Below are 22399 nucleotides of genomic sequence, written 5' to 3'. Positions count from 1 at the left end.
ATCCGGCTGCAACATCGGCCGGGCAGTCTTGATGACCGCGCGGGCTGCGGTATCCTCCTGCGCTGTCGATAGCTGACAGAAGGACCCCGGATCGTGAGACTCGCCGCCCTCCTCGCCGTTGCACTGATCGTGCTCGTCGCCGGTTGCGCCACGAGCCCGGACCGGTCTGCCGATGGGGGGCCGGGCGCCGGCACGGAACCGCCGCAGTTGCTGGTGCTGGTCGTGCTGGACCAGTTCGGCGACTGGGTGCTGGCCGAGCACCTGCCGCTGCTGCCGCCGGACAGCCTGCTGCGGCGCGCCTGGGCCGAGGGCGCCCGCCACTCGGTGGACCTGCGCTACGCCAACACGGCCACCGCGGCCGGGCATGCCACCCTGGTCACGGGAGTCGCCCCGGCGGTGCACGGCGCCTTCGCCAATGCGGTACACCACCCCGTCCGGGGCCGCCTGCCCATCGTCGACGACGGCGTGCATCGGGTGATCGGCAACCCGGAGAGCCACGCCAGCCCGGCGGCGCTCAGGGTCGAAACCGCCGGCGACCGGCTGCACGAGGCTACCGGCGGGGAAGCCGTGATCGTCGGCGTCTCCATGAAGGCGCGGGCCGCCATCCTCGCCACCGGCCGCTCTGCCGATCTCGCCGTCTTCTACGACGACGACATCCCGGCGATGACCACGTCCGCCTGGTACCGGCCGGACGGCAGCCTCCCTGACTGGCTCGCGGCGTTCAACGCCGACCAGCCCGTGGAGCGCACCTTCACCACCTGGCAGCGGCGGGCCGACAGCCCCTGCGCCCAGGACGACGCGCCCGGCGAGGGGCCGTTCGTCGGCTGGAACAACGTATTTCCCTACGCCCCCGCCGATTCACAGAAACCCGACAAGGCCTTCGGTTACTCCGCGGCCTCCACCCCCTGGTTCTTCGCGGCGGCCCGGGCTGCGATCGGGGCCGAGGGGATGGGCGAGGACGACGTCCCGGACCTGCTCGTGCTGGGCGTCTCCGGCACCGACCGCATCGGCCACGTGTGGGGCGCCACCTCCTGCGAGTACGTCGACAACCTGCTGCGTACGGACCGGGAACTGACCGCCCTGGCCCGCTCCCTGCCCGACGAGATGCGGGTGACCTTCGTCATCACGGCCGACCATGGGGTCGCGCGGCTGCCGGAGCAGACCGGCGAACCCGGCGGGCGTCTACCCAGCGAGACGATCATCGCCACCGCCCGTGAGGCCGCCCGGGCGGCGCTGGGCGAGGGCGACTGGATCGCCGGTTACCAATCTTCCAGCCTCTATTTCACCGCCTCCGGCGACGCCCGTGGCGCCGAGCTGTCCGCGGCCGTGGCCGCGGCACTCGCGGATCTGCCGGGCATCGAGCGCGTCTACGCGTTCCGCGACCGCGCGGCGCTGGCGGCCAGTGCGAGCGCCATCGACCGGCTCGCCGCGGCCTCCATGCCCGAGGGCGTCGACGCCGACCTGCTCGTGGTACCCGCCACCGGCTGGTTCAATGCGGTCTACGACGTCCCCGGCGGCGGCGCCAACCACGGCACGCCCTGGGACTACGACCGCAGGGTGCCCGTGCTGATGTGGGGCCACGGCATCGAGCGGGTCGCGAGCGACGAGGTGGCGGACGCCCGCCGGGTGGCGGCCACGCTCACCGCCATCCTCGGCGTTTCCGCCCCGGAAGGGGCGGTGCAGCCACCGCTGGCCGGCGTCGAGGTCGGCGCCGCCAGATAAGGGAGGGGCGGCCGCAGCCGCCCCTCCCACGTCAGGCAAGATCGGGAAATCAGGCGACCTTCACCGTGTGGGCCTTCGTGGCCTTCACCTTCGGCAGGGTGATTTCGAGGATGCCCTTCTTCAGATCGGCCTTCGCCTTGTCGCCCTCCACGTCCACCGGCAGGTAGATGGTGCGGGCGATCCGGCCGTAGGCCATCTCGTTGCGGAAGTAGGCTTCCTCTTTCTCCTCTTCCTTGTATTCGCGCTTCGCCTCGATCGTCAGCCGATCACCGTTGATCGTGATCTCGAGGTCGTCCTTCTCCACACCGGGTAACTCGGCGCGGACCCGCAGGGTCTCGCCCTTGTCGACGACGTCGACTCTCGGGAATCCCTCGAGGGCCGTCTCGAACTCACTCCAGAGCGGCCGTCTCCAGGCATGGGGTTCCATGAACCCTTCCATCCAGCGGCGCGGGAACAGGTTCTCGAAGAACTCGTCCATGCCGTGAGTGAACGGCCTGACTGCCCGTGAAGTGCCTTGCTCGCTGTCTTTGCGTGGTTTGATATCACGTACGTTGGCCATTGTTCACCTCCTGTATTCTCTGTTGCCGGGCTTTCCTGTCCGGTCATCGATGAATATGGGACGGTACCGGCAGTGACCAAATCCGTGAGTTTCCGGATTGTCAGCCGGGCCGCGAAGGACTAGATTGGAGAGATTGTCGGTCCGGAAACGGGCGGACCGAACCGGCAGACCGCACGGTCAGCCGGGGTTCTTCCGGACCTTGCCGCGCAGCAGGTCGCGCCGGCTGACGGCGTGACCCGGCGCCGCCTTCTCGCTGCCGGGTTTCGCCAGCAGACTCTCCAGCACCTGTTCGGCGATGTTCTTCGCCGCCTCGTGGTCGGGCACGCCGATGACGTTGGTGAATACGGGAGCCGCCAGGAAGACGTCACCCGCCTCCGTCTGCTCGTCCTCGTCCGCCCGGTTGGCCGTGAAGCGGATGGTCTCGGCGGGCAGATGCCAGTCGCTCTGATCGCCCTGCTCCACGCCCGACCAGTCGTCCTGCTCGCCGGGCAGCAGGATCAGGTTGATGAACCAGGGCGTGATCAGGATGCCCAGTCGATGGCCTTCCCAGTCCCGGAAGCCGACCGCCTCCGTGGACAGCCGCTCGTTGTAGAACGGCAGATCTCGCATGCGCGGCTCCGCCTCGCGGAAACGATCGATCAGCCGCTCCAGCGCCGGATCGGTCACGGGCAACTCCGCCTCACTCGCTCACGGGCAGGAACTTGTCCCGCTCCGCTTCGCACTGGGGACAGCACCAATGGTCGGGCAGCGCCGTGAAGGGCGTACCGGGCGGTACCTGCTCCACATCGTCTCCCTCCGCGGGATCGTAGACGTACCAGCAGATACGGCACTCCATGCGGGTGTCGGGGCCGATACGACCTTCCATCGCCTCTCCCATGTCTCTCCCTGCGGCAGGCTTCCGCGTTCAGTCGTCGGTCCAGTAGGCCTCGAGCAGCTGCGCCAGGCGTTTGCCCGAGTCGCGGATATCTTCCGGCGCCGCCTCGACCACGTGGGGCAGGTCGGTGATCTCGAGCGAGTTCAGGATCATCTTGGCCATCGAGTTGAAGTAGCGCACCCACCAGACGTCGCGCACCCGCGTCGCCGAGATGATGCAGTGGCCGTAGCCGCGGGACAGGATGTCCACCGGACCCTTGCCCAGGGTCTGGTCCAGGAACACCAGGTCCTCGTCCGACATGGGCAGCAGCGAGAGGTTGATGACATGGGTCTCGTCGCCGGGCTTGCGGCTGGCGGCCCGGTCGGCGATCTCCGTGAGGATCGCCGGGGCGTTCAGCGCGCCCTGGGGCGCCTGCCCGCCGACGATGTCCTGCGGCGCCCTGTCGCGGCCGAGCTCACCCAGGCGGGCGAGGAAAGGCGCCTCGGCCACTTCCAGCAGATCGTGGGTGACCTTGCCTTCCTCGTTGAGATAGAAGGTGCGCCAGACGCCGGCCAGGACCGACTCCTGGGTCTGGGACAGGAAGTCGCCGGTGAACTTCACCGCGACCTCGCCCTCGCCGAGGACCTGGTTGACCAGTTCCCGGTTCTCCGGGTCCAGCGCCGAGATGTCGGCCAGCGCCGCCTTGCCCGGCTGCCAGTCGTCCAGCGTGCGCTGCAGCCAGTCCATCGCCGCGCGCGCGCCGGTGAGGTTTTCCACCGTCTCGGGATCGGGTATGGAGGGCGGCTCGTACATGGCCATGCCGCGCGGCAGGTCGATGTACTGGAGTTCGGCACCGTCACTCTCGGTCGGCTGGCTGCCGGGCCCGATCGCCACGACCGGTATGTCTCTGATGTTCATCTGTAATTCCCCCAGTCGATCTTTGTGCGGTTCAGGCCGTCACGACCGGGATCTTGAATCCCGGCGGACGCCGCGGCTCGGAGCGCAGTATCTCGTTGATCTCGTCCAGATACTCCTGCCAGTTGCGGATGCGCGAGATGGCGCCCAGATAGCCGCCCTCGCGGACGAAGACCAGCGACGGCCACTCGCGGAAGCCGTATTTGCGCTGCAGGTCCTTCTCCGCCTCCTTCTCCACGACGGCCGGCCTGAGCCTGCCGTCGTAAGCCGAGACGATCTCCGGCAGCACCACGGCCACGTCCACGGTCTCGCCGAACTTCTTCGGCTCGCCCGCGAAGAACAGGACGTTCACGGCCGGATCGGCCACGAACTCGTCGTGGTCCTCCAGGCCGACGGTCGGGTAGCCGAACTCGTCGATCAACCGCTGGATCAGCGGATGGTTCATGGTCTCTCCCACTGGCTATCTCCAGGTCTCTTTGGTGTCCGGCCTCCCGGCCTCGTACTCATCCATATTGATGGCATCGGGCCCGGTCAGTTCCGTGTTCTCGAGGGGCTTGTCGCGCTTGCGGTACTCGATGCCCCAGTCGCGCAGGATGGCCAGGCCGGCGTCCACCGCCTCCGGCAGACGGGCCTTCACCGATTCGCGCAGGCTGCCACCGTAGTCGTTCAGCAGCTCCGGCTGCACGCCCACCAGTGCGAGCTTCTCCGGTGCCTGGCCGAACATCTCGGCGGACATCAGCACTTCCTGGAAGCCGGTCTGGTGCATGCTCATCTTCTTCACGCCCATGAACCTGGGCACGTCGTCGCCGACGATGACCTTCATCTCGGCGGGCGCCAGGCCGAAGTCGATGGCGTCGAAGATCAGCAGATTCTTCGCCGAACGCACGTAGGGCAGCAGCATGAGACCGAGCGTCCCGCCGTCCATCACGCGGACTTCCGGCGGGAACTCGTACTGCGCGTTCAGCTGCTCGGCGGCCCGGACCCCGAAACCCTCATCTGCCCAGAGCGGATTCCCGATTCCGAGAATGAGGGTCTCGAAGCCGACGGGGTCTCCCTCGGGCCGGCTTGGAACGATGCCTTCCGTCACCGCGGATCGTCGCCCGGGTAGTCGTCTTTGTAGAACCGCCAGCCCGACATGATCGTGCTCACGCTCGACTGCCGGCCAATGAGATCCGCACGGATCGCCATGTAGATGTGGATGATCGCGAAAACGATGATCAGCCACATGCCGAAGTCGTGCCAGGTCTTCACGCCCATGGAATTCGGGAAGAAGTTGAACACCCAGCCGAACATGACGTCCGCCCAGCTGCCTTCGCCCAGACCCTGTGCATAGAGCGCGAAGCCGGTGATGACCATGAACAGACCCAGGATGAAGTTGAAGAACCACATCGCGCTCTGCGCGAGCGGGTTATGCGCCTTCGTCTTGTAGGTCTTGCGGGTCAGGAAGCTGTAGAACTTGATCTCGTGAAACAGCTCCTTCCACCAGCTGCCTTTCCAGATCGGCAGGTAGAACAGCTCGCGGGAGTACTTGTTGCCGACGAAGCCCCAGTAGATCCGCACGGCCAGCCCGATCGCGAACACGTAACCCGCGATGAAGTGGATCATCCGGATGTTGCCCATCAGGAAGGATTCACTCGCCTCGCCCGGCACACTCGGCAGCGGGTTCGCGATCAGATAACCGGTAACGGACAGCACCACGATGCTGATGGCGTGAGTCCAGTGCCAGATGCGGACCGGCGCCTCGTAGATATACTCCGGCTTCAGGTTCGCAGGACTGCGCCCACCCATCGCCTCTGTGCTCGTTGCCATGATCGTCTCCTAATCGATTCCTCGGTTGGCCGGAGCCCTAACGGATCTTCACCGACGTGAGTTCCTCGCCGTCGGGCGAGATCACGTGCGAGGCGCAGGCCAGGCAGGGATCGAAGCTGTGGATCGTGCGCAGGATCTCCAGCGGCTGTTTCGGGTCCGCCATGGGCGTGCCGAGCAGCGCGGCCTCGTAGGCACCGATGTTGCCCTGGTGATCGCGCGGCGAAGCGTTCCAGGTCGACGGCACGACGCACTGGTAGTTCTCGATCTTGCCTTCCTTGATGTGGATCCAGTGGCCGAGCGAGCCGCGGGGGGCCTCGCCGTAGCCGACACCCTTGGCGTCCTTCGCCCAGGTATCCGGCTCCCACTTGTCCATGTTGGCGGTCGCCGTATCGCCGGCCTTGATGTTGGCCATCATGTTGTCGAACACGTAGCGCATCTTGTGCGCCGCCCAGGAGGTCTCCAGCCCGCGCGCGGCGGTGCGCCCGAGCGTCGAGAACAGCGCGGTGATCGGCAGGTCGAGATCGCTGAGCAGGCCGTCGACCTGGTCCTTGACCTCCTCGTGACCGCGGGCATAGGCGACGATGTAGCGGGCCAGCGGGCCGACTTCCATCGCGTTGCCGCGCCAGCGCGGCGCCTTCAGCCAGGAGTACTTGCCGCCCTCGTCGTGTGCCTGGATGTTCGTCTTCGTGCCCTTGGCATTCGGTCCGAGTTCGAACTTCGGCTCGGTGATGCCGTCCCAGGGATGGAGCCCTGCATTCGGGTCGCCCGGATAGTCGTACCAGGAGTGCGTGACGAATTCCTGCACCTGCTCGGGATCCCGCGGATCGACGTCATAGACCTTCGACAGGTCGCCGTTCAGGATCGCGCCCTGCGGCATCATGAAGCTGTCGTTGTCGAACTGATTCGCGAACTCGGGGAAGTCGCCGTAGGACATGACGTTCTTGCCCGACAGACCGCCGCCGAAGCCCCAGTCCTTGTAGAAGGACGCGATGGCCTTCAGGTCGGGGATGTAGACCTGATCGACGAACTGGATGGACTGGTTGATGATGTCGGACACCAGGTTCAGCCAGTACATGTTCACCGCGCCGACGGCGCCGGTGTCGTTCACGTTGATCGAGCAGGGTGCGCCGCCCACCAGCCAGTTCGGGTGCGGGTTGCGGCCGCCGAAGACCGTGTGGATCTTGACGATCTCCTTCTGGAAGTCCAGCGCCTCCAGATAATGGGTCACGGCCATCAGGTTCGCCTCGGGCGGCAGCTTGTAGGCCGGGCTGCCCCAGTAGGCGTTGGAGAAGATACCCAGCTGACCGGATTCCACGAAGCGCTTCAGCTTGTTCTGCACGTCGCTGAAGTAGCCCGGCGAGGACTTCGGCCAGTTGCTGATGGACTGCTGCAGCTGGGAGGTGGCCTTCGGGTCGGCGCTGAGCGCGCTGACCACGTCCACCCAGTCCAGGGCATGCAGGTGATAGAAGTGCACGAGATGGTCCTGGGTGTACTGCGCCAGCATCATCAGGTTTCTGATGTGGTTGGCGTTGGCCGGGATCTCGATGCCCAGGGCGTCTTCGACGCAGCGCACGGACTGGATGGCGTGCACACCCGTGCAGACGCCGCAGATGCGCTCGACGAAGGCCCAGGCGTCGCGGGGATCGCGACCCTTCAGGATGACTTCCAGACCGCGCCACATGTTGCCCGTGGAAACCGCGTTCTGGATGACGTTGTTCTCGTCGACGTTGACCTCGATGCGCAGGTGGCCTTCGATCCGGCAGATGGGATCCACGACCACGCGCTGACCGCTGTCGTCAAGGTTGAAGCCGTTCGGCGTGGTGATGCTAGCCATTACTGGTCTCCTCAGGCTGTTTGCGCGTCATGTGGCTGATGGCGGAACCGACCGCGTGGGCCGCAACACCGATAGCCGCTGCACCGGCGAGCACTCCGCCGACCTGGTCGGCCGTCGCTTCTGCGCCATCGGGCGAGACGTCGAGCTTGCCGACCGCACTGTAGAAACTGCCCTTGTCCCAGAAATCGTCTTCGGCGCAGCCGAGGCAGCCATGGCCCGATTTCACCGGCCAGGACAGGCCGTCATTCCACTCGACGGTGGAGCAGGCGTTGTAGGTGGTCGGGCCCTTGCAGCCGACCTTGTACAGGCAGTAGCCCTTCTTCGCGCCCTCGTCGTCGAATTTCTCCACGAACTGACCGGCGTCGAAATGCGGCCGCCGGTAGCACTTGTCGTGCAGGCGCTGGCCGTAGAACATCTTCGGCCGGCCCTGGCGATCCAGCTCCGGCAGGTCGTCGAAGGCGATCATGTAGGTCAGCACGCCCGTCATCACCTCGGCGATCGGCGGGCAACCCGGCACCTTCACGATGGGCTTGTCCTTGATGACCTTGTGGATCGGGACGGCGCGGGTGGGATTCGGTTTGGCGGCCTGCACGCAGCCCCAGGAAGCGCACGAGCCCCAGGCCACGATGGCCTTGCAGTGAGCGGCCATGTGACGGAGTTTCTCGACGTACGGGATGCCGGCCTGCATGCAGTACACGCCGTCCTCGTTCAGCGGCGGATTGCCCTCGCAGGCGAGGATGTACTCGCCGTCGTACTTCGCGATGGTCTGCTCCAGGATCTCCTCGGCCTGATGGCCCGCGGCCGCCATCAGCGTGTCATCGTAGTCCAGCGAGATCATGGACAGGACGACGTCACTGGCGAGCGGGTTGCCCGAGCGGATGAAAGACTCGGTGCAGCAAGTGCACTCCAGGCCGTGCAGCCAGATCACCGGCGTGCGTGGCTTGGTTTCGAGCGCGTAGGCGATCTTGCCCGCGAACTCCGGACCGAGACCGAGGCCGGCTGCGGTCAGGCTGCAGAACTTAAGAAAGCTGCGGCGGGTGATGCCATGCTGGCGCATGACCTCGTATAAGGTTTCTCGGGCTGCCATGGCGACGTCCTCTTCTGCTGCTATGTTCGTCGCTGAATCGGCCAGCCGGAGCGCGCCACCATCGAAGGGCCGCAACACGGCTGGCCGTCACCAGCGCGGACGGGTTCGGCACGTAGCGTTCTGCTTTTTGTTCCAGGCGCTAGTCCCCCATCCGCGTATATTGTTCGAGCGGCGGGGTATGACATCCATACTGGTAGATACCTACGCTCGTCACGCGAATTCGCAGCGGCCGCGGGACGGGGGTGCGCGGGGCTATTTGCCGGTGCTGAGCCGGTCCGCTTTCAGGAGCTTCGCGAGGCCCCGTTCATAGCCCTTCGGGTCCATCGCGATCCGGGCCCGGACGCTGGTCGCCATCCAGTCGGTATCCATCTCGTCGATGTTCTTGCGGATGGCCTTGACGCCTGCGCGCCCGATATCGATGGGCTGTTCCTTCTGTCCGGCCACGTGGGCGGCCATTCGGGTATCCACCGAGCCGACAATCAGCGCCGTGACCTGGGTACCCTGGTCGGCCACCTCGGCGCGCACACCCGCGGACAGGAATCGCGTCGCGGTCTTGGACGGACCGTAGCCGCCCATGTTCGGGATATTGGTGAGTGCCGCCGCCGACAGCACGTTGACGATGGCGCCGCCGCCGTTCGCGGCGAGCACCGGGGCGAACGCACGGCACATGGCCAGCGTGCCGAAGTAGTTGACTTCCATCTCCTGGCGGGCGCCGCTCATGTCGTCAGCGCCGATCAGCAACCGGGCCGCGAACACACCGGCGTTATTGACGACGATGGAGACATCCGTACATTCCGCGGCGGCTGCCGCCACCTGCGCCTCGTCGGTGACGTCCAGGGCCACCGGCACCGCCCGATCGCCGAATTCTTCCGCCAGGTGCTGCGCCGCAGCCGTATCGCGGGCGCCCACGTAGACCCTGGCCGCGCCGGCCTCCAGCAACGCCCGCACGAAACCCTCGCCGATGCCCCGGTTGCCGCCGGTGACGATCGCAGCCGCACCCTCGATATCCATAGTCTCTCCCCCTCTCTTATGCTCCTGAATCGCCCCAGGCTGCCGGGATCGTCGGCGACCCAAGGCAGCGGCCCCCTCATGCGAGGACGATCACCTCCTCGCCGGGCGACGCCGCGTACAGACGTTCCACGTCGTCCGCCCGCCGACGCAGCGCTACGGACTGGTTCACCGTGCCCTTGTCCGACAGCTCGTGCCCGTCGATGCTCGGCGGCTCGTCCAGGAAGGCGAAACGGCGGATGCGGGTGCTTGAACCCGGGTTGGCCCGGTTGTGCGCGTCCAGCGCCTGCACGATGCGCTCGCGCACGGCGGGCTCGCCCGCCAGCTGCCGGGCGCTGGCCGGCGGTTCTGCGCCCAGCACCTGCTCGACGCCGGCCCGGTTGGGCCAGGCGAGCACGGCCACATAGTCCCGGTTGAGCCCGCACACCAGGAGGTCGCTCACCAGCGGCGAGCACGCCTGCACCACGGCTGCCCGCAGGTTGCCGGCGGAGACCCAGGTGCCGTTGGCGAGCTTGAACTCCTCGGCCAGCCGACCCGCGAACTTCAGGCCCCGCTCGATGTCGCCGGGCTCGTTGAACTGCGCGGCGTCGCCGATCAGAAAATATCCTTCGTCATCGAAGATCTCCGCATTCTTCTCGGGCATGTGCAGATAGCCCGGCGTGATCATCGGGCCCTTCATGCGGATCTCGTAGCGGTCGTCCTGGGGCACCAGCTTGATCGTCAGCCCCGGCATCGGCAGCCCGATGCCGACCTCTTCCGTATCGAAATAGATGGCCATGCAACCGGAAGTCGTCTCGGTCGCCCCGTAGCCGGTCGTGAAGAAGACCCGCTTGCCGGTGGTGCGCACGGCGAGCGCCTGCAGCCGGTCGTACAGCGCCTGGGGCAGGCCGGCCCCGCCGTACAACGCCAGCCTCAGCTTCGAGAAGAAGGTCTCGCGCAGCTCGTCATCGCGCTCCAGCGCATCGGCCAGCATGGCGTAGCCGGCCGGCACGTTGGTGAAGAAGCTGACCGGGACGTCCTTGAGGTTGCGGATGGTCAGATCGAACTGACCCGGCAAGGGACGCCCGCCGTCTATATATAAGGTGCCGCCGGCGATCATCACCCCGAACTTGCTCGACGTCCCGGAGACGTGATTCCACGGCAGCCAGTCGAGCATCACGTCCTTCCAGCCGGCGGTCTCGCCCAGCACCTGTTTCGCCTGAGCCAGGTTGGCCCCGAGCATGCGCTGGGTCTGCACGACCGCCTTGGGCAGGCTGGTGGATCCGGAGGTGAGCATATAGACGGCCGGCGCGTCCGGGTCCAGTCCTTCGATGGACTCCCGCACCTCGGGGCCGCCCCGCAACGCGAGCACCTCGGAGATGGCGACGGCGGGGCGCTCGAGCAGCTCCGGCTCCTCGGTGACGACGATGGCGTCGCCGAAGTCCACCGCCTCCAGGGCGGCCTTGTACAGGGGCGTCTGCTCGGCGTACACGACCGCCGGCCTGACCAGCTCCAGCACGTGCTTCAGGCGTCCGTAATCGCCACCGGCACCGCCCATCAGCGCATAGTTAACGCTCACCGGGCAGACCGGGACGCCCACGGCCATGGCGCCGTACTTGAACACCGCGTGACGGATGGAATTGCCGGACAGGATCAGCAGGGAGCGGTCCGGCCCCACTCCGTTGTCCAGCAGCCACTGGGCGACCGCATGGGCGTCGCGACGGGTCTCCTGGTAGGTCTGGGCGATCCAGTCCCCGTCGCCGCCCTCCCTCTCCATCAGGTACGGCTGGTCGGGTCGCTCGCCCGCCTGGCGCTCGAGCTCGAGAAGCAGATTCGGCACGTAGGGCTCGAGCGTGGTCTCGGGCGTCACGATCAGCGTGCCGTCGGCGCGTTCCTCCACTGCCATGCGGGCCGAAGGGAACGCGACCTCCCGGAACGGGGCGGTGCGGAAATCGGTCATGGGAACGGTGTCCTCGGCACTGTCCGTCGATGGTCCGATCCTCACCGACTCAGTCGAATAATGCAAGTGACAGTGGCGGTCCGCGCAGGACGGGTATCGCGACAGGCGGCGACCGCGACTGCTATGGTCGCTTGCATAACATGACTCTATACTTGGAAGGGTTGTCGGAACCCACACGGGAGAGAGGCGGAAACAGATGATCCAGAGTTCACCGGAACGGATCGCCGAGTACCAGAAGCGGGGATGGTGGGGACAGACCACCGTGGACGACGTATTCCGCGACGCCGTCGCCAGGGCCGGCGGCGAGGAAGCCGTCGTGGACCCCCCGAACAAGGAGGAGCTGACGGGCGCCGTCCAGCAGCGCTACACGTTCGCCGAGCTGGACCGGCTGGTGGACGGGCTGGCCAGCCGGCTGCTCGCGCTGGGCCTGCGCAAGGACGACGTGCTGGCCACGCAGCTGCCGAATACGGTGGAGGGCGTGGTGACGTTCCTCGCCTGCGCACGCCTCGGCCTCATCTTCTGCCCGGTCGCGATGCAGTTCCGGGAGCACGAGCTCCGCTACATCCTGGGCAAGTCCGGCGCCAGCGCCTTCATGACGGTGCCGCAATTCAAGGACACCGAGCCCGCCGCCCGCGCCGAGGCGCTGGTGCCCGAGTTCGACCGGCTGCGTCACCTGCTGGTGTGGCGCGAGCAGGAGGCGGACCCCACGGATCTCTCCCTGGAGCGGCTCGCCGGCGCCGACCCGGAACCGCTGCGGGCCTATCTCGAGAACCTGGAGATCGATCCCCACGAGACCCTCACCCTGTGCTGGACCTCGGGGACCGAGTCACGCCCGAAGGGCGTGCCCCGCCACCATGCACACTGGGTCGTGAACGGGGAATCCTGCAGCGAGTGCGGCCAGCTGCAGGAGGGCGAGAACATCCTCAACCCCTTCCCGATGGTGAACATCGCCTCTCTCGGCGGCATGGTCATGCCCTGGCTCATGACGCGGGGCAAGCTGGTGCAGCATCACCCCTTCGACCTCCCGGTGTTCCTGCGCCAGATGGCGGAGGAGAGGATCAACTACACCGTGGCCCCGCCGGCTATCCTGAACCTGCTGCTGAAGAACGAGGACCTGCTGGCGAAGACCGACATCAGCCATCTGCGCTGCATCGGCTCCGGCTCCGCGCCGCTGGCGCCCTGGATGGTGAAGGGCTGGCAGGAGCAGCACGGCATCGTCGTCATCAACATCTTCGGCTCCAACGAGGGCTGCTCGCTGTTCAGCACCGCCGAAGACTTCCCGGACCCGGAGGATCGCGCGCTGTACTTCCCCCGCTTCGGCGTGGAGGGGCTGGAGTGGCCGTCGCGGTTCCAGAAAAAGATCCTCACCTGCCTCAAGGACCCGGAGACCGGCGAGGTCATCACCGAGCCCGAGCGGCCGGGCGAGCTGTGTTTCGACGGCGCGATGCGCTTCGACGGCTACTGGCAGGACGAAGAACTGAACGCCGAGGTGATCGACGCCGACGGCTTCTATCATTCGGGCGACCTGTTCGAGATCGTCGACGACGGCGAGCCGATACCGCGGCGTTACCGCTTCATCGGCCGGGTCAAGGAGCTGATCATCCGCGGCGGCATGAACATCTCGCCGGCGGAGCTGGACTCTCTGGTGGAGAGCCACCCGTCCCTGCAGGAGGCGGCCGTATTCGGCATCCCCGACGAGGTGCTGGGCGAGAAGGTCTGCGCGGCCGTCGTGCCGAAGCCCGGCGAGAGCGTCACCCTGGAGGACGTCGTCGAACACCTGAAGAGCCTGCAGGTGGCCTCCTACAAGTGGCCCCAGGAGATGGTGGTCATGGAGGCGCTGCCGCGCAACCCGCTGGGCAAGGTGCTGAGGCGGGAACTATCCATGTAGGAGGGCCTTCAGGCCCGACCCGGCTTTCTTTTGGCGTTGGCTCGCCATCGGGTGGATAAGGGTCGCGGGACGCTCATGTGGGAGGGGCTTCAGCCCCGATTAGCGTTCGGTTACCCCGGGCGAAGATCGGGGCTGAAGCCCCTCCTACATGCCCATCGAGGCTTGCAGCGCGGTCCGGACGACCCCGCAACCGTGATCCACCCGCTAACGGGCCCGTAGCCGATAGGCTTGGCACCAGTCAGCAGGCGTTGCTGACTGGCAGCGCCTGCACGCCACCGCGAGGCGGCCGTCCTGCGGGGGTATCCATCGCCGCGACCTTTTGTCGGGAGCAAGATGGATACCCCCGCAGGGCGGCCATAAAAGAACGGGGGTCTGGCAGGGCCGGGTCGGGCCTGAAGGCCCTCCTACACACTAGCCGTCCATCTGCTTCTTCAGCTCGCCCATGTCGAAGTGGTCGCGCCACTCCACGATCCTGCCGTCGCGGAAGCGGAAGATGCCCATGTAGGGCAGGTCGATCTCGACGCCGCCCTTGCGGTAGATATCGCGCCCCTCCACCAGCAGCAGATCGTCGTTTTCGGCATGGTTGTCGATGCGCCAGCGGATGTCCTCCTGGCCCTTGCCGAAGCGCTCCAGGAACTTGCGCACCTTCTCCCGGCCCTCCAGCGGCGGCGAGCCCACGTGGTAGTGGTAGACGACGTCGTCGTCCAGCATTGCCAGCACGCCGTCGACGTCCTGACGCTTCCAGGTCTCGATGAGCTCGTGCACTTTTTCTATCAGCATGTCCGTTCTCCTCAGAATCGCTCGTAGGAAGGGTCCTCGCGGCCCTTGCGCCCGAGACGTGCGCCCTTCTGGCTGAAGTCGAACATGCCGCCGCACCAGCCCTCGGCGGTGGGCGTGTCCCGGTTGAAGTCGAACACCGTCCAGCGGTGGGCGATCTTCCATTCGCCGTCGCGGCGCTCGAAGCGGTCGACCAGGCGGCCGCCGGTCAGCGTGTCCCAGTCGCCGTCCTCCCGGTGCTGGCGCATGAAAGTCCAGACGTAGGTCTCCACGTAGGCGGTATCGCCGTCAACGTCGACGTGGCTCGAGCCCAGGAGATGCTGCATGGCGCCCATCTGCATGACCCGAGGCATGGCCTCGTCCACGTACTGGTGGGCGTTGCCGTCGTAGCGCCCGGCGTGTTCCTCGATGGCGTCCGGGTGGTAGCAGCTCTTCAGCAGGTCGCCGTCGGCCCGGTCGATGCCGCGGGCGTAGCGCGCCAGCACGTCGCGTATCTCATAGTAATCCAGCATGCGCTGCATGCGGTCGTCTCGCTGTTCTGTGGTCATGGTATCTCCCTCTGCTCCCGGTCCGGCCTCACGGCTCATTTCTTCGGCGGCAGCGGGAAGAACCCGCTGGTGCGCCGCTTGTACTCCTCGAAGTCGGGGCGCTTCTTCGCCATGCGGCGCTCCAGCAGCCCCTTGCCCAGTGACCCGGTGAGCACCCACAGGATGGTCGCCGGACTGACGATCGTGACCAGGCCCCAGGAGTTCTCGACCGCGATCAGGAAGAAGCCCACCCAGACGCAGGCCTCGCCGAAGTAGTTCGGGTGGCGGGTATAGCGCCACAGTCCCCGGTCCATGACCTTGCCCTCGTTGGCGGGGTCGGCACGGAAGCGGGTGAGCTGGATGTCGCCGACCACTTCGAAGAACATGCCCACCGTCCACAGCGCGGCGCCGGCCCAGGCCGGCCAGCCGAGCGTGGCCGGCGTGTCCATGGACAGCCCGAAGATCAGCACCAGCGACACGAGCCACATGAAGAAGCCCTGCATGAGGTAGATGTTCAGGAGGCTGTGCAGCGCGTAGTTTCCGCCCTGTGATTCCACGTGCTGGCGCAGGCGCGCGTAGCGAGGATCCTCCCTGCCCCAGTTGCGCCAGCCGAGATAGACACCCAGGCGCAGCCCCCAGAGCGTGGCCAGCGCGGCCACGAGCAGGCGCCTGGCCTCCACGCCGTCGGAGATCGTCCAGGTGAACCAGACGATGATCACGAAGCCGAAACCCCAGAAGATATCTGCGATGCTGGAATCGCGCAGAGCGAGACTGAGACCCCACAGGCCAGTCATCAGCACCAGTATGAGTGACGCATTGATCAGCGCCAGCGACAGGAATTCTTGCGGCACGGCTCTCCCCTCGGTCGGTTTACATTTGTCGGCGACCCGGCTGGCGGTATCCCGGGCCTGTGCTATTATGACTAAGTCTTACTAAGCAAGCGAGTCCGATGCAAGTCCGGCCGGTGTTGCGACCTGCCGAGAAGCAGCGGAGACCGGCAGGGGGAGCAAGGTCGTGCCAGCAAAGAAGCCCGCCATCGACTTCGACGGCCTGAGGCCGCCGGCGCCCGGCCTGACCGCCGACCACGAGGCCTGGCGGCAGCGGCTGCGTGACTTCGTGTCCGCGCAGGTGGAGCCTCACATCGACGCCTGGAACGCGGCCGGCACCTTCCCGGACGACCTGTACCGGCAGGCGGCCGAGGCCGGCCTCATGGGCATGGGCTTTCCGGCCGAATTCGGCGGCTGGCAGGGCGCCGCCGACCTCTACCATCGGGTGATCTTCGCCGAGGAGTTCCATCGTCTCGGCTCCGGTGTCGTCTTCGCCGACCTGGCCACTCACTGGATCGCACTACCACCCGTGGTCGAATACGGCAGCCCCGAACTGCACGACGAGGTGGTGCGCCCGGTACTCGCCGGGGAGAGGCGCACCGCCTTCGCGGTCACCGAGCCGGTGGGCGGCTCGGACGTGTCTGGCTTCGTGACGTCCGCCGAGGCGGACGGCGACCACTATGTGGTGAACGGCGAGAAAACGCTGATCTCCGGTGCGCTGCGCGCCGACTACCTGCTCACCGTGGTGCGCACGGCCGGCGAGGGGCTCGGCGGGCTGTCCCTGATGCTGATCGATGCGAACAGCCCGGGCGTCAGCATGGAGCCGCTACCCGGACTGGCCTGGTACAGCGCCGCCAACGGCACCATCCGGTTCGACGGCGTCCGCGTGCCTCGCGACCGCCTAATAGGCCCCGAGGGCCGCGCGTTCGCCAGCCTCACCCACCAGTTCAACACGGAGCGCTTCAGCGGCGTCGGCGCGACGCTGGCGATGGCGCGCGTCGCCACCGCCGACGCCATCGCCTGGGCGCAGCGGCGCGAGACCTTCGGCAAACGGCTGATCGATCACCAGACCATCCGCCAGAAGCTGGTGACCATGGTGCGGGCCATCCGCGCCGGCTACGCGTTCCTGGACCAATGCGTGTGGCGCTTCGAGCGCGGCGAGGTGCCTGTCGCGGATCTGTGCATGCTGAAGATTCAGGCCACCACCACGCTGGAGCACTGCGCCCGCGAGGCCATGCAGGTGCTGGGCGGCGAGGCCTACCGCGGCGACACCCGGGTGCAGCGCATCCAGCGCGAGGCGCGCATCTTCGCGCTCGGCGGCGGCACCGAGGAAATTCTGAACGACCTCGCCGGGCGCCAGCTCGGCTTCTGACAACCGACCAATTGCGACCAGGGCGACAACGGGGAGAGCGACATGTCCGAGAAGATGGATACCATCAGGGCGCTGATGCAGGCGAATATCGACGGCGAGCGCGAGAAGTTCCTGGACTACCTGACCGACGACATCGAGTACCACTACCACGTGGGTTCGCGACCGCTCATCGGCAAGGAGTGGGTGCGCAAGTTCCTGAACAAGTACGGCGAGATCTGCGCCGACCCCGACTGGCGCATCGACCGCTGGGCGGAGACGGACGACTGTCTGTTCGTCGAGGGCTACGAGGAGTACACGGACCTGCGCACCGGCGACCGCATCGCCCACCCGTACATGGGCATCTTCGAGTTCCGCGACGGCCGGATCGCCCGCTGGCGCGACTACTTCGAGATGGATAACAAGAAAGAAGAGGGAGCGGCATGATGACGGAGGCGGACGACAACCTGGAACTGGCCGAGCGCTTCATGGCGGCGCTGGAGGGCTGCGACGTCGACACGGTGCGCGAACTCTACGCACCTGACGCGCGGATCTGGCACAACTTCGACCAGGCCCTGCAGCCGGTGGAGGAGAACATCAAGTCGCTGCAGTGGATGCACCGCAAGCTGACCGAACTGGAGTACGACATCGTGCGCCGAGAGCCGATCCCCGGCGGCTGGTACCAGCAACACGTACTGCGCGGCACGCTGCCGTCCGGCGAGCACTTCGCGATGCCCGCCTGCGCCATCATCAAGGTGGAAGACGGGCGCATCGTGTCGCTGGACGAGTATCTGGACACGGCGCACACGAAACCGCTGCGCAAATGACGATGTAGGAGGGCCTTCAGGCCCGATTGAAATTAATGAATCGGGCCTGAAGGCCCTCCTACGCGTTCTCCTGCTGGTGCTCGATTTCGCCGGTCAACAGCAAGTAGAACGCCGGCACAACGAACAGCGTGAACAGGGTGCCGATGCCGAGCCCGCTGGCGATGACCAGGCCGATGTTGAAGCGGCTCACGGCGCCGGCGCCGGAGGCGGTCAGCAGCGGCACCATGGCGAAGATCATGGCGGCGGTGGTCATCAGGATGGGCCGCAGCCGCACGGCCGCCGCCTTCTCCACGGCGGCGCGCTTGTCCAGCCCCTCGCGCGCGCGGAGCTGGTTGGCGAACTCCACCATGAGGATGCCGTTCTTGGCCACCAGCCCGATCAGGGTAATCAGCCCCACCTGGGTGTAGATGTTGATCGTCGCCAGACCGAGCGTCATGAAGATCAGCGCGCCGGCGACGGACATCGGCACGGAAACCAGGATGATGAAGGGGTCGCGCCAGCTCTCGAACTGCGCGGCCAGCACCAGGTAGATGACCAGCAGCGAGATGAAGAAGGTGATCACCAGCGCGCTCGACTGCTGCTTGTACTGCCGTGACTCGCCGCTGTAGTCCCAGCTGAAGCCCACGGGGAAAGATGCCTGCGCACGTTCCTCCAGGAACGCCAGCGCATCGCCCAGCGTCACGCCCGGCGCCATCGCGCCCTCGACGGCGATGGAATTCAGCTGCTGGAACTGGGTGCGCTCGGCGGGTTCCACCGTGCGCTCGAAGCTCACCAGCGCGGACAGCGGCACCATCTCGCCACCGGCGGCTGGCACGTAGTAGTCCTCCAGCATGGCGGCATCCAGACGGAACTCGCGGCCGACCTGGGGAATAACCCGGTAGCTGCGGCCCTCCAGGTTGAAGCGGTTGATGTATCCCTCGCCCACCATCGTGGACAGCGTACGGCCGACGTCCTGCATGGAGATGCCGAGGATGCCGGCCCGGTCGCGATCGATGTGCAGGGTGATGCGCGGCCGGGAGTAATCGATGGACTTGCGCACGAAGGCGAACAGCCCGCTCTGCATGGCCTCGCCCATCAGGCCGTCGACCACGCCGTCCACCCGCTCGTAATCGGCGGCCGAGGTCACCACGAACTGCACCGGCAACCCGCCGGCGGAGCCCGGCAGATCCGGCCGCGGGAACACCGCCGCCTGCAGGCCGGCTATTTTCGAAATCGCTTGCTGCAACTCCGGCTGCACCTGCATCTGGGTGCGCTCCCGCTCCTGGCCCGGTGCCATCTTGAATCCGCCGAAGACGGTACTGTTGTCGCCGCCCATGCCCAGGAACAGGAAACTGTCCTGGTATTCCGGCACCTCCTGGAACAGATCCACCATGCGCCGGGCCCAGATCTCGTTGTATTCCGGCGTCGCCGTCTGGGGCCCGCGTGCCTGAACGAACAGGATGCTCTGGTCCTCCACCGGCGCCAGCTCCTCGGGCACGGTGGTGAACATGAACCAGATGCTCCCCAGCACGATCAACGCGAAGACGACCGTCACCGGCACGGTATCCAGAGATGCGTGCAGCAGGCGCTGGTAGCGGTCGGCCAGCCACTGGAAGAAATGCTCCACGCGCTGCTCGAAGCGGCCGGGTTCGCCGTAGCGGGTCAGCGCGCGGGCGGAGAGCATGGGCGAGAGGGTCAGGGCCACGATGCCGGAGATCAGTACCGCGCCGGCCAGCGCGAAGGCGAACTCCGTGAACAGGGTGCCCACCAGTCCGCCCATGAAACCGATCGGCGCGTACACCGCGATCAGGGTGGTGGTCATCGCGATGATAGGCAGCCCGATCTCCCGCGCGCCGATGATGGCGGCCTCGCGGCGCGAGCGTCCCTCCTCGACGTGCCGGTGGACGTTCTCCACCACGATGATGGCATCGTCCACCACCAGGCCGATGGCGAGCACCATGGCGAGCAGCGTCAGCAGGTTGATCGAGAACCCGAGCAGCAGCATCACGAACGCACCGCCGATCAGGGACAGCGGCACGGCCACCGCCGGGATCAGCGCGGCACGGATGGAGCCCAGGGAGAGGAAGATCACCGCCAGCACGATCAGCACGGCCTCGGCGAGGGTGCGGAATACCTCGTCGATGGACTCCTCGATGAACCGGCTGGCGTCGAAGGATACTTCGCCGGCGAGCCCGGCCGGCAGTTGCCGGGCGATGTCCTCCATGGCGACACGCACCCGCCGTGAGACATCCAGCGGGTTGGCCCCGGGCGCGGGGTCGATGGCGATCACCACCGAGGGCTCGCCGTTGTACCAGCTCACCGAGTCGTAGTTCTCGGCGCCGAGTTCCACGTCGGCGATGTCGCCCAGACGCACGAGCGTATCCTGGCCGCCGCGCACCACCAGGTCGCGGAAGGCGTCGGCGTCGCTGATGTCGGTGTCGGCGGACAGGTCGATGGCGACGTACTGGCCTTTGGTGCTGCCAACCGCCGCCAGGTAGTTGTTCTCCACGAGCACCTCGCGCACCTGCGCCGCCGAGACGCCCAGGGAGGCCATGCGGTCCGGATCGAGCCAGATGCGCATGGCGAAGGTCTTGCCGCCGAAGAGATCGGCCGAGGCCACGCCCTGCACGGCCTGCAGGCGGGGCTGGACCACGCGCAGCAGGTAATCGGTGGTCTCCGAGGCGCTCATCTCGCCGCCGTAGAAGACCAGGTACATGAGCGAGGTGCGCCCGCCCACGGTGGCCTCGATCACCGGGTCCTCCGCTTCGGCGGGCAGCACGTTGCGCTGGCTCGCCACCTTCGCCTGGATCTCCGCCACCGCCGCGTTCGGGTCGTAGTTCAGCACCATGTGGGCCTCGATCACCGAGCGCCCCTGCAGGCTGCGGGAGAAGAGGTAATCGATGCCCTCGGCCTCGGCGATGGCCTGCTGCAGGGGCGTGGTGATGAAGCCCTTGATCAGTTCGCTGCTCGCGCCCGGATAGCTGGTGGTGACCGTCACCACCGTGTTCTTCGTCTCCGGGTACTGCCGGACCTCCAGCGCGGTGATGGAGCGCAGGCCCAGCACCAGGATCAGCAGGCTGACGACGCTGGCGAGAACCGGTCGCCGGATGAAGATGTCGGTGAACTTCATGCGCCGCCCGGCCGGCGCTCTTCCAGCTCGACCGAATTGTCCACGGTGACCGGCTGGCCGGTCCTGAGCTTGTTCTGGCCCGCGCCGACGACGCGGTCGCCGAGCGCGAGGCCGCTCAGGATCTCCACCATGCCGTCACGCACCTCGCCGGTGTCCACCTGGCGGCGGGTCGCGATCAGGCCGCCCTCGGTTTCCTCCACCAGGAATACGGAGCTGCCGTAGGGATCGTAGGTCACGGCTCGGTATGGCAGGGTCAGCACCTCCCGCCGGCGCTCCTCCAGTATGCGCACCTCGGCGAACATGCCCGGCCTGAGCGCCCGGTCGTCATTGGCGAAGATGCCGCGGACCCGCACGCTGCGCGTGCCCTCTTCGATGCCCGGGGTGATGGCATGGATGCGCCCGCTGAAGGTGCGCTCGGGATGCGCCGGTACCTCAACTTCCACCTGCTGGTCGCGGGCGAGGCGGCCCAGATGGCGCTCCGGCAGCGTGAACTCGATGAATATCGGCGACAGTGAGACGAGGCTGACGATCTCCTCGCCGGCGGCCACATAGCGGCCGGGGCTCACGCGCCGTATACCGAGTTCGCCGGCGAAAGGCGCCCGCACGTCCTTCTTCCGGATTATGGCCCGTTTCGCGGCGACCTGGGCTTCCAGGCTCTCCAGCCGCGCTTCGGCCTCGTCCAGCTCCGACGCCGAGGCGAGCTTGTCGGCCACCAGCTTGCGAGTGCGCTCCAGCGTGATCGCAGCCAGTTTGCGGTCGGCCAGCAGTATGTCGAGTTCTGCGCGGTCCACCTCGTCGTCGAGCTGGACGATACGGGCGCCCTGCTCCACCCGGTCGCCGGTGATGAAGAAGATTTCGCTGACTCTGCCCGGTACCTCGGCGGCCACCATGATGCCGCTGGTCGGCACCGCGCTGCCGACGGCGGAGAGTGCGGGAATCCAGGTCTCGCGCGTGACCTCCACCGTGGTAACGACGGCAGGCGGCTGGCCGCGCCCCGGACCGCCCTGCGACTGCATGTATTTCCACGCGAACAGGGATCCGAACAGCGCTCCCGTAAGCGCGACGACGATAATGAGTCTCTTGATCAGGGGAACGCCTCGTGTCTCTGGTTACCGATGGTTGGCGCCGCCGGCGCCGCCGCAGCGGGACGGCGTAGTGTAACGAATGCCGGCCGTCCGCCGCAGTGTCGTTTTCCGGCAATAGGGGTCGGCGAAGCGTTCCCGACATCCCTCCCGGCCGCCGGATTCAGGGCCCGGTTGCAGCTGTCCGGGATTCGGACTAATATCCATAAATCTTCTTATGCAAGTGTGTTGCAGTCAAGCAACGCATGAGGAGATACCGCGGGGCGCCCGTTATAACAACGTTCGGGC

Annotated in this window: 21 protein-coding genes; 5 read left to right on the top strand and 16 right to left on the bottom strand. The window is 66.7% G+C overall.

What is annotated here, in order from left to right:
* Window positions 1-93: 93 nt before the first annotated feature.
* On the top strand, window positions 94-1722 hold the full coding sequence (locus tag ACJMKZ_RS01755; RefSeq protein ID WP_405231472.1) for an alkaline phosphatase family protein: 1629 nt from the start codon (window positions 94-96) through the stop codon (window positions 1720-1722).
* A 49-nt stretch (window positions 1723-1771) separates the two neighbouring features.
* On the opposite strand, the gene ACJMKZ_RS01750 is transcribed toward ACJMKZ_RS01755, so the two are convergent.
* The 11 genes from ACJMKZ_RS01750 to ACJMKZ_RS01700 form a co-directional block, all read right to left on the bottom strand.
* Window positions 1772-2281 (bottom strand): Hsp20/alpha crystallin family protein, encoded by a 510-nt coding sequence (locus ACJMKZ_RS01750; RefSeq protein ID WP_405231471.1) that lies wholly within the window; start codon window positions 2279-2281, stop codon window positions 1772-1774.
* A gap of 177 nt (window positions 2282-2458) precedes the next feature.
* A complete protein-coding gene (gene hybE / locus ACJMKZ_RS01745) occupies window positions 2459-2947 on the bottom strand; it encodes a [NiFe]-hydrogenase assembly chaperone HybE (protein ID WP_405231470.1) in 489 nt (162 codons plus the stop codon).
* A 13-nt stretch (window positions 2948-2960) separates the two neighbouring features.
* Window positions 2961-3146, bottom strand: a complete 186-nt coding sequence (locus ACJMKZ_RS01740) for a rubredoxin (protein ID WP_405231469.1) — start codon at window positions 3144-3146, stop codon at window positions 2961-2963.
* Between the two features lie 39 nt (window positions 3147-3185).
* Window positions 3186-4052, bottom strand: coding sequence for a hydrogenase expression/formation protein (locus ACJMKZ_RS01735; RefSeq protein ID WP_405231468.1), 867 nt, complete (start codon window positions 4050-4052; stop codon window positions 3186-3188).
* Window positions 4053-4083: 31 nt separating this feature from the next.
* A complete protein-coding gene (locus ACJMKZ_RS01730) occupies window positions 4084-4494 on the bottom strand; it encodes a thioredoxin domain-containing protein (RefSeq protein WP_405231467.1) in 411 nt (136 codons plus the stop codon).
* Window positions 4495-4509: 15 nt separating this feature from the next.
* Window positions 4510-5136 (bottom strand): HyaD/HybD family hydrogenase maturation endopeptidase, encoded by a 627-nt coding sequence (hybD, locus tag ACJMKZ_RS01725; RefSeq protein WP_405231466.1) that lies wholly within the window; start codon window positions 5134-5136, stop codon window positions 4510-4512.
* Window positions 5133-5858 (bottom strand): Ni/Fe-hydrogenase, b-type cytochrome subunit, encoded by a 726-nt coding sequence (gene cybH / locus ACJMKZ_RS01720; RefSeq protein WP_405231465.1) that lies wholly within the window; start codon window positions 5856-5858, stop codon window positions 5133-5135. The genes hybD and cybH overlap by 4 nt, the downstream gene beginning before the upstream one ends.
* Before the next feature lie 37 nt (window positions 5859-5895).
* A complete protein-coding gene (locus tag ACJMKZ_RS01715; RefSeq protein ID WP_405231464.1) occupies window positions 5896-7692 on the bottom strand; it encodes a nickel-dependent hydrogenase large subunit in 1797 nt (598 codons plus the stop codon).
* On the bottom strand, window positions 7685-8779 hold the full coding sequence (locus tag ACJMKZ_RS01710) for a hydrogenase small subunit (protein WP_405231463.1): 1095 nt from the start codon (window positions 8777-8779) through the stop codon (window positions 7685-7687). Before ACJMKZ_RS01710 ends, ACJMKZ_RS01715 begins: the two co-directional genes overlap by 8 nt.
* 252 nt (window positions 8780-9031) lie before the next feature.
* On the bottom strand, window positions 9032-9790 hold the full coding sequence (locus ACJMKZ_RS01705; RefSeq protein WP_405231462.1) for an SDR family oxidoreductase: 759 nt from the start codon (window positions 9788-9790) through the stop codon (window positions 9032-9034).
* 76 nt (window positions 9791-9866) lie between these two features.
* Window positions 9867-11726 (bottom strand): feruloyl-CoA synthase, encoded by a 1860-nt coding sequence (locus tag ACJMKZ_RS01700; RefSeq protein ID WP_405231461.1) that lies wholly within the window; start codon window positions 11724-11726, stop codon window positions 9867-9869.
* A gap of 196 nt (window positions 11727-11922) precedes the next feature.
* Here ACJMKZ_RS01700 and ACJMKZ_RS01695 point away from each other — a divergent pair, with 196 nt between their 5' ends.
* On the top strand, window positions 11923-13614 hold the full coding sequence (locus ACJMKZ_RS01695) for a class I adenylate-forming enzyme family protein (protein WP_405231460.1): 1692 nt from the start codon (window positions 11923-11925) through the stop codon (window positions 13612-13614).
* Between the two features lie 411 nt (window positions 13615-14025).
* Here ACJMKZ_RS01695 and ACJMKZ_RS01690 read toward each other — a convergent pair whose 3' ends face one another.
* The 3 genes from ACJMKZ_RS01690 to ACJMKZ_RS01680 are packed head-to-tail and all read right to left on the bottom strand — an operon-like array spanning window position 14026 to window position 15769.
* Window positions 14026-14394 carry a nuclear transport factor 2 family protein gene (locus tag ACJMKZ_RS01690; protein WP_405231459.1) on the bottom strand — a complete coding sequence of 123 codons (369 nt, stop codon included), beginning with the start codon at window positions 14392-14394 and terminating at the stop codon, window positions 14026-14028.
* A gap of 11 nt (window positions 14395-14405) precedes the next feature.
* Window positions 14406-14939: a nuclear transport factor 2 family protein gene (locus ACJMKZ_RS01685; RefSeq protein ID WP_405231458.1), complete on the bottom strand. Its 534-nt coding sequence runs from the start codon at window positions 14937-14939 to the stop codon at window positions 14406-14408.
* A gap of 35 nt (window positions 14940-14974) precedes the next feature.
* Window positions 14975-15769, bottom strand: a complete 795-nt coding sequence (locus ACJMKZ_RS01680; RefSeq protein ID WP_405231457.1) for a DUF1295 domain-containing protein — start codon at window positions 15767-15769, stop codon at window positions 14975-14977.
* Window positions 15770-15932: 163 nt separating this feature from the next.
* Here ACJMKZ_RS01680 and ACJMKZ_RS01675 point away from each other — a divergent pair, with 163 nt between their 5' ends.
* The 3 genes from ACJMKZ_RS01675 to ACJMKZ_RS01665 are packed head-to-tail and all read left to right on the top strand — an operon-like array spanning window position 15933 to window position 17920.
* Window positions 15933-17117: an acyl-CoA dehydrogenase family protein gene (locus ACJMKZ_RS01675; protein WP_405231456.1), complete on the top strand. Its 1185-nt coding sequence runs from the start codon at window positions 15933-15935 to the stop codon at window positions 17115-17117.
* 42 nt (window positions 17118-17159) lie between these two features.
* On the top strand, window positions 17160-17540 hold the full coding sequence (locus ACJMKZ_RS01670) for a nuclear transport factor 2 family protein (protein ID WP_405231455.1): 381 nt from the start codon (window positions 17160-17162) through the stop codon (window positions 17538-17540).
* A complete protein-coding gene (locus ACJMKZ_RS01665; protein ID WP_405231454.1) occupies window positions 17537-17920 on the top strand; it encodes a nuclear transport factor 2 family protein in 384 nt (127 codons plus the stop codon). The genes ACJMKZ_RS01670 and ACJMKZ_RS01665 overlap by 4 nt, the downstream gene beginning before the upstream one ends.
* A 58-nt stretch (window positions 17921-17978) precedes the next feature.
* On the opposite strand, the gene ACJMKZ_RS01660 is transcribed toward ACJMKZ_RS01665, so the two are convergent.
* A complete protein-coding gene (locus tag ACJMKZ_RS01660) occupies window positions 17979-21029 on the bottom strand; it encodes an efflux RND transporter permease subunit (RefSeq protein ID WP_405231453.1) in 3051 nt (1016 codons plus the stop codon).
* A complete protein-coding gene (locus tag ACJMKZ_RS01655) occupies window positions 21026-22045 on the bottom strand; it encodes an efflux RND transporter periplasmic adaptor subunit (RefSeq protein ID WP_405231452.1) in 1020 nt (339 codons plus the stop codon). Before ACJMKZ_RS01655 ends, ACJMKZ_RS01660 begins: the two co-directional genes overlap by 4 nt.
* Window positions 22046-22399: the final 354 nt, after the last annotated feature.

The sequence above is a fragment of the Lentisalinibacter salinarum genome, from assembly GCF_040706555.1.
Classification (GTDB): domain Bacteria; phylum Pseudomonadota; class Gammaproteobacteria; order Steroidobacterales; family Woeseiaceae; genus Lentisalinibacter; species Lentisalinibacter salinarum.
This window is presented reverse-complemented; position numbering and strand designations above follow the sequence as displayed.

Excerpts from the sequence above, each read along its gene's own strand:
- ACJMKZ_RS01750 (WP_405231471.1), bottom strand. The coding sequence starts at position 2,281 with ATGGCCAACGTACGTGATATCAAACCACGCAAAGACAGCGAGCAAGGC.
- ACJMKZ_RS01740 (WP_405231469.1), bottom strand. The coding sequence starts at position 3,146 with ATGGAAGGTCGTATCGGCCCCGACACCCGCATGGAGTGCCGTATCTGC.
- ACJMKZ_RS01735 (WP_405231468.1), bottom strand. The coding sequence starts at position 4,052 with ATGAACATCAGAGACATACCGGTCGTGGCGATCGGGCCCGGCAGCCAG.
- ACJMKZ_RS01730 (WP_405231467.1), bottom strand. The coding sequence starts at position 4,494 with ATGAACCATCCGCTGATCCAGCGGTTGATCGACGAGTTCGGCTACCCG.
- cybH (WP_405231465.1), bottom strand. The coding sequence starts at position 5,858 with ATGGCAACGAGCACAGAGGCGATGGGTGGGCGCAGTCCTGCGAACCTG.
- ACJMKZ_RS01715 (WP_405231464.1), bottom strand. The coding sequence starts at position 7,692 with ATGGCTAGCATCACCACGCCGAACGGCTTCAACCTTGACGACAGCGGT.
- ACJMKZ_RS01710 (WP_405231463.1), bottom strand. The coding sequence starts at position 8,779 with ATGGCAGCCCGAGAAACCTTATACGAGGTCATGCGCCAGCATGGCATC.
- ACJMKZ_RS01705 (WP_405231462.1), bottom strand. The coding sequence starts at position 9,790 with ATGGATATCGAGGGTGCGGCTGCGATCGTCACCGGCGGCAACCGGGGC.
- ACJMKZ_RS01700 (WP_405231461.1), bottom strand. The coding sequence starts at position 11,726 with ATGACCGATTTCCGCACCGCCCCGTTCCGGGAGGTCGCGTTCCCTTCG.
- ACJMKZ_RS01695 (WP_405231460.1), top strand. The coding sequence starts at position 11,923 with ATGATCCAGAGTTCACCGGAACGGATCGCCGAGTACCAGAAGCGGGGA.
- ACJMKZ_RS01690 (WP_405231459.1), bottom strand. The coding sequence starts at position 14,394 with ATGCTGATAGAAAAAGTGCACGAGCTCATCGAGACCTGGAAGCGTCAG.
- ACJMKZ_RS01685 (WP_405231458.1), bottom strand. The coding sequence starts at position 14,939 with ATGACCACAGAACAGCGAGACGACCGCATGCAGCGCATGCTGGATTAC.
- ACJMKZ_RS01670 (WP_405231455.1), top strand. The coding sequence starts at position 17,160 with ATGTCCGAGAAGATGGATACCATCAGGGCGCTGATGCAGGCGAATATC.
- ACJMKZ_RS01665 (WP_405231454.1), top strand. The coding sequence starts at position 17,537 with ATGATGACGGAGGCGGACGACAACCTGGAACTGGCCGAGCGCTTCATG.
- ACJMKZ_RS01660 (WP_405231453.1), bottom strand. The coding sequence starts at position 21,029 with ATGAAGTTCACCGACATCTTCATCCGGCGACCGGTTCTCGCCAGCGTC.
- ACJMKZ_RS01655 (WP_405231452.1), bottom strand. The coding sequence starts at position 22,045 with ATGCAGTCGCAGGGCGGTCCGGGGCGCGGCCAGCCGCCTGCCGTCGTT.